Below are 6,528 nucleotides of genomic sequence, written 5' to 3' on the forward strand. Positions count from 1 at the left end.
TGCCGCTAAGTGGGGCGTGCAGATGGCGGGAATGAATTTTCAAACACGCTCTAGTGTCTGCCCGCTTATTTTCTTCCATATTTCTTCCGGCTTATATTCCTTTAAACGATGATAGCGGGTCCCCGGAATCCGTACGTCGAATCCGCATATTTCCCGGTAAATACAGTAATCACAGGCTGTTTTATCCTTTCGTTCATAGGGCTGTGCTTCCATATGTCCGTCTACAATCTGTTTCCCGATCTCCGCAATTTTTTCATTCACAAATCTGGAGATCTGGTTAAACTGTTCCCGGGATGCAGTACTGGATGACTTTGACGGTGTGCCATCCTTATTATAGGAAACCGGAATCACGCAGGAATCTTTTCCCATACCCGTATCCAGATTTTCGATCACCCGTTTATTATCATTGACAAGTCCGTCCAGGCGGAGCTTCTTCAGGATTTTCTGGTTAATGATCTCCTGTGTATCGCCCTCCTCCCGGTCCAGCATGGGGTCCTGCATATTATAATAGAAGATACCGGCAGGCACTATTTCCTTATCGGGGTAAATCCGCTGTTCCAGTTCCATAGCCGCGTTGAGATATACCACCAGCTGAAGCTGAAGCCCATAATACAGTGCCACCAGGTCAAAGCTTGTATTACCCGATTTATAATCGATAACCTTTACAAAGACTTCGTCCTCTTCCACCCGTACATCGGTCCGGTCAATTCTCCCCCGCAGCTTCATCTTATCTTCTTCTGTCAGCGCAATATTTACCGCTTCCAGATCCTCTACCATTGAAAATGATACTTCATAATTACTGGGTATAAAAGTTCCCGCTTTGATCTGTTCATGCAGCGCCCAGACAGTACGGCGCATAATGCGCTTCATCCGCTCTATGGCATATTCATTTCGTGCCGAACTGTAGAGAATCTTTGCCCCGTATTCGGAAGATACTTCCTCCACCGTTTCCTCGATGAAAGAATCCCGGATTTCCTCCGGCAGGCTGAACCAGTTGTATTGGCTGTGTTCCACCTTTTTAGAAAACAGTTCGATGACCCGGTGGAAGATATTTCCCATATCCATGGGCCGGAACAGATAGGTTTCCCGCTCCTTTAAATCCAGTCCATACATCAGAAAATGCGAAAATGCACAGGCTGCAAACCGCTCCAGCCTGGTCACGCTGTTTTCCAGCATACTTCCATAGAGGGAGGAAGCCACTGCCTTTGGAAGCCCTTCATCATTGCGCTTGTAAAAGGCAGCGTCCACCAGCCCTTCTATCTTCTTCTGATAATCTTTATTCTGGTTATACCAGTCAAACATCACCATCCATTCATCCACGGGCATGGGGCGCCCTTCCCGGATGTTACGAAGCCCCTCTATCAGATAGGGAATTCCGCTGCCCGGTGAAGCCACTCGTTCCAGCATACTGTCATACAGGTCTTCATCCGTTTGGGACACCGCCGGAAACAGCCTTGCCATATCATGCACGACATAGGAAGGCCTAAGCGTCTTGCCGTCGGAATCCACTTTACTGTAAGACAGATACAGACGGGTGGATGGCTTTGTCAGATTCAGGTACAGATAAAACTTCTGGGTATACATATTTTCCCTGGCTGTAGGTGCCAGTTCCACGCCGCTGGACTCCAGTGCGGTCCGTTCCAGGTCAGACAATATGCCTCCTGTACCTCCCGCCTTTGGCACCCAGCCGTCGTTAAGTCCTACAAAAAAGAGCTCCTTGATGGATTTTAACCTGGTCCGCTGGATATCACCCACCACCACCTGGTCAACCGTCGGCGGGATAATCCCTACTTTGGCTTCTTCAAAACCCGCATCCAGTATCTGGGCATAATCCTTTACAGGCAGACATTCCTCACCCAGAAGTTCCACTAATTTGTCCAAAAGACTCATGACGATCCCATAGATCTGGCTGTACTCTTTTGCCATATCCAGGCGGTTCTGCTCTTTAAACGCTTCTTCATAGACTGTCAGCTTGCGCTGAATATCACAGGACATTATAAACTCATACAGGGCAGCTGTGTATTTGGAAACGGATGCATTTTTATTTTTCAGCACTTTCGTAAAGGGCACCAGCTTCTCCATAAGAGCACCCCGTATTTCGTTGCACTGTTCTAAGACTTGTTCATCATTTCGCTGGGTGACTTTTTCGAAAGGTTTCTGCCATTTACTGTAGCCCCGCACGCCTGCTGCCAGAATATAATTTTCCAAAAGATCTGTTTCTTCCCGTGTCACATCGCAAAGCCCGGTCCGCAGCAGCCGGAACATGCTTTCATAGGAATAGTTTTTCTGCACCAGCTCCAGTGCAGCGCGGATAAATTCTATAAAGGGGTTCAGCAAAATGGTTTTTGTCTCATCAATAAAGCAGGGAATTTTACAGGATTCAAAAACTTTGCGGATATAACTGCTGTAAGCCGCCATATCTCCCGTAATCACCGCAATGTCCTGATAGCGGTAGCCTGTTTTTGTAAGCTGCTTAATTGTACGCGCCACAAAATAAGCCTCTTCCGTTGGATTCTTGGCATTGTGAATGGAAATTTCCTGGATGGGGAACTCGTATTTCCCTCTTCTTCTCCGGAAAAGGTTCTGTTCCAGAAATCCCAGAACCGGCGCATCTTTAAAACGGTAAACCTGTCCTTTTCCCAGGATTACCGGATCCTTTATCACTACATGCTTCTCTTTCGCAATGTTTGTCAGACTGCGGATGGTTTTCTTACTTAAATAGAAAAGTTCATGCTCTCCATAAATTTTAAATGGATTTTCATTGGCATCAATCGTAACGGTTACCATGACCCGCTTTGCCAGCACCATGAGTTTCTCTAACAATTTTTGCTGAATCGGGGTAAATCCCGTAAAACCGTCTAATGCCAGTACGCTGCCCTTTAGAATCTCAGACCGGTCAGCCGCCTGGCACAGTGCCTCCAGTACTTCTTCTGCCGTAATATACTGGCCCCGGAGCTTTTCCCGGAACCCGGCATATAATACGCTCACATCCTTTAATTTATAATACAACTGCTTTTTTTCCCCAGCGCTTTCAATCATCTGATCCAGTTTATCCATAGTCACATCGTACTGGGTAAGTTCGGATATCATGGATTTCATCTGTGTGATATATCCCAGTTTATTTAAATGGGCGCCCAGTACCTGCAGCTCCTCTTTTTTTTCATTTGCCACTTTACGCAGCAGCAGGTTCTTCCCTGTCTCTTCAAGCACCGTTCGCTTATCTGCCCCCAGTTCCTCAAACACCCGGTACGCAAGCCTCCCAAAGCTAAGTACATCGATATTTAAAATGCCTTTTCTGGGATGGAGACTAACCAGTTCTTTCTGAGTCTGCATGGTAAACTGTTCCGGTACAATCACGATAAAATGCCCCTTCGGATCAGCGATAGAAGCTTCAATTACTCTATTATACAGTTCAAAGGATTTTCCGCTGCCGGAATTTCCCAGAATTAATTGTAATGACATAAATTACCCTCCAAGTTTCATTTCCGGGACATTTTCAACACGCTCCAGTCGGACCTGCTTGTATGTACGTCCGGCGGCTGTCCCTGAGATCAAATACCCCGGCACTTGCGGCGGAGCATTTGGCTTACAGTCAATTCTAACCCGTAGAGCCGGTATTTGGCAACCTTTTTTCGCATACCGGTAAAATGTCACTTTTTTGTCACTTAACACGGATATTATGATATCATCAATACGAAGGGAGTTCTATAAATGGAAATACTGCGATGCAATAAATTAACAAAAACCTATGGAAACGGTTCAAATAAGATCACTGCTCTGGATCAGGTGAGCCTGTCTCTGGAAAAAGGAAGCTTTACGGCTATTATCGGGGCATCCGGCTCCGGAAAATCTACACTTTTACACATGCTGGGAGGGGTTGATCGTCCTACCAGTGGAAATATCTACATTGAAGATACGGATATCGCTACCCTGAGCATGGAGCAGCTGGCGGTCTTCAGACGGCGCAAGGTGGGTCTGGTCTATCAGTTTTACAACCTGATTCCCACGCTGAATGTAAGGAAAAATATTCTGCTACCAATTCTGCTGGACGGAAAAAAACCGGATGAAAGCAGATTCAAACAGATTGTTTCCTCTCTGGGATTAACCGACCGGCTCACCCACCTGCCCCAGGAATTGTCCGGCGGGCAGCAGCAGCGTGTAGCGATTGCAAGAAGCCTGATCTACCAGCCGGCGATTCTTCTGGCTGATGAGCCTACCGGGAACCTGGACCGCAAAACTTCAGAAGAAACCATTGAATTGCTGAAGCTCTCCAACAGACGCTATGACCAGACAATTTTACTCATTACCCATGACGAAAAAACTGCCCTCCAGGCAGACCGGATCATCACCCTGGAGGATGGTAAAATCTTACATGATGAGGTGGTGTCCTGATGAAAATATTACGAGAGTACGTCTGGGATACGGTGCGCAAGAACAAGCGCACCAGCCTGGCTATTATCATTGCCCTGTTCTTAATGACCACACTTATGTCCTGCGTCTGCGGCTTCTTCTATACGATGTGGACCGATGGGATACGGATGAGCAAATGGGAGAACGGGGACTGGCACGGGGAACTTTTTGATAACACTTCTGGAAAAGATTTAGAACATATTAAGAATTATGCTTCCGTATCCGCTGTTATGATAAAAGGAAACTGGGAAGTTGCCCGACTGGAGGAAACCGGGAAACGCAGCTATCTCATATCCCGGGGTGCCAACGATGAATATTGGAATTCCATGCCGGAAAAAGACATCATTCTCCAGGGGCAGCGGCCCCGGAAGGAAAATGAAATCGCCCTATCCAAACAATATTTCGACAATCACCCGGATATAAAAATTGGTGATACCCTTACGCTGCCCATTGGCAAACGTATGCTGGAGGGAAAGGTCCGGGTTGAAACGGAAGGTTTTCACGAGGATGAAACTTTCCGGCAGACCGGCACAAAGACCTATACAATCGTAGGCGAGATGGATATGACCACATCCTCTTCTGTTCCTGCTTATACGGGCATTGGTTATCTGGATGAAAATAGCATACAGCCGGAAGATGAAATTACTGTATATCTGCGGTTTGACCCAATGAGAAGCACTTACAAGGAGCTTCCGGCACTTGCTGCTTCCATCGGATACGAAAAGGACGAATATGGAAACTATAATCTACGGTATAATTCCGAGCTGTTATCCAAATACGCCATCTTTTCCAATCAGCAGTTAAGCGCGATGAATCAGCTGAGTGCACTGGCCTTTCCCCTGATGATTCTGGTAATCGCCATAATGTTAGTGGCTTTATTTGTTCTGGTTATCCACAATGCATTTGCACTTTCCGCAACTGAGAAGCTTGCCCAGCTTGGAACCCTTGCTGGCATCGGGGCATCTCCCCGCCAGATTAAGTCTGCCGTCATTTCAGAAGCGCTGATTCTCACCATCCTGCCGCTTCCACTGGGGATTGTCTCTGGCTGGCTGCTGGATATGAAGCTGTTCCAGATAATCAACGCAAATAACGATATTGGCAGAACTGCCCCGGATATTGTGCTTTCCTTTGGACTTCCTGCCATCCTGCCCGCCATTCTTCTGTCACTGCTGACCGTATGGCTGTCTGCTCTCATACCTGCGCGAAAGATTGCAAAGCTCCTTCCCGTAGAAGCACTGAAGCAGGACTACCGGATCAAGAAGAAACGGCTGCGAAAAAGCCATATAACCAGCCGCCTTGGGATCACCGGTGAACTGGCAGCCAATGCAGTGTCTGCCAGAAAGCATTCCTACCGTACGGCAACCATCTCACTTTGCCTCTCTTTCCTGCTGCTAACCGGATTTTTATATATCTTTTCTACTCAAAATGCCGCCCAGAATATTTACCAGACCGGAATGGATGATATCCGCCACATACAGTTTAATATCAGTGACGGACGGACACCGGATATGGAAGTATTGGAAAAGATAAAACAGATTCCGGAGGTCACCAGAGCCACGATTTTCAACAAACTGCCCTGTGCCACCTGGATTACCGACCAGAATGCTTCAGAAGATATAGAGACTTACTTTGGTGGTTTTGATGACATTGCAGCCAGGAAAAAATATTCTACGATTGAAAGAGATGGCAGATACCGGATATCCACTACCTTAATCGGTCTGGAAGAAGACAGCTTCCGGGACTACTGCAGCCAACTGGGCATTGATCCAGAACCCTATTTTACAGACCCATCCAGGGCTATTTTCTATAATTATACGGAAGACCCGGACGTAAGCACCAGAAAAAAAAGTGTTCTGCGGGAACTCTTAAGTCTTCGCACCGGTCAGGAACTTACCTTCACGGAACGGGCATATGATGAAGATACGGGAGACTTTAATTTCAACCTCACTGTCGGCGCACTGGCTGAAAAGCTGCCAGACATCGGTCTAAATACCTCCAGATTCACACTGACAGCAATCATGCCCATGGACCACATTTTAGAAATCGGAGCCTCCTGCAGCGACAAAAGAAAGTAAACCGCCAACAGCACCAATACCCTGCTCCTCACAGACAGTACCA

General features: G+C 47.0%; 3 protein-coding genes. 2 read left to right on the forward strand and 1 reads right to left on the reverse strand.

The features are described from left to right. Positions 1-39 precede the first annotated feature (39 nt). Positions 40-3,462, reverse strand: a complete 3,423-nt coding sequence (gene addB, locus ACH2DQ_RS20545) for a helicase-exonuclease AddAB subunit AddB (RefSeq protein ID WP_395028111.1) — start codon at positions 3,460-3,462, stop codon at positions 40-42. 249 nt (positions 3,463-3,711) lie between these two features. Between addB and ACH2DQ_RS20550 the strand changes: the two genes are divergently transcribed. Then, positions 3,712-4,392 (forward strand): ABC transporter ATP-binding protein, encoded by a 681-nt coding sequence (locus ACH2DQ_RS20550; RefSeq protein ID WP_394913597.1) that lies wholly within the window; start codon positions 3,712-3,714, stop codon positions 4,390-4,392. Then, positions 4,392-6,485, forward strand: coding sequence for an ABC transporter permease (locus ACH2DQ_RS20555; protein ID WP_395028114.1), 2,094 nt, complete (start codon positions 4,392-4,394; stop codon positions 6,483-6,485). The genes ACH2DQ_RS20550 and ACH2DQ_RS20555 overlap by 1 nt, the downstream gene beginning before the upstream one ends. Positions 6,486-6,528: the final 43 nt, after the last annotated feature.

The organism is Robinsoniella sp. (assembly GCF_034124845.1).

Bases quoted from the DNA above. Each gene is read 5' to 3' on its own strand.
- addB (WP_395028111.1), bottom strand. From the start codon at position 3,462: ATGTCATTACAATTAATTCTGGGAAATTCCGGCAGCGGAAAATCCTTT.
- ACH2DQ_RS20555 (WP_395028114.1), top strand. From the start codon at position 4,392: ATGAAAATATTACGAGAGTACGTCTGGGATACGGTGCGCAAGAACAAG.
- ACH2DQ_RS20550 (WP_394913597.1), top strand. From the start codon at position 3,712: ATGGAAATACTGCGATGCAATAAATTAACAAAAACCTATGGAAACGGT.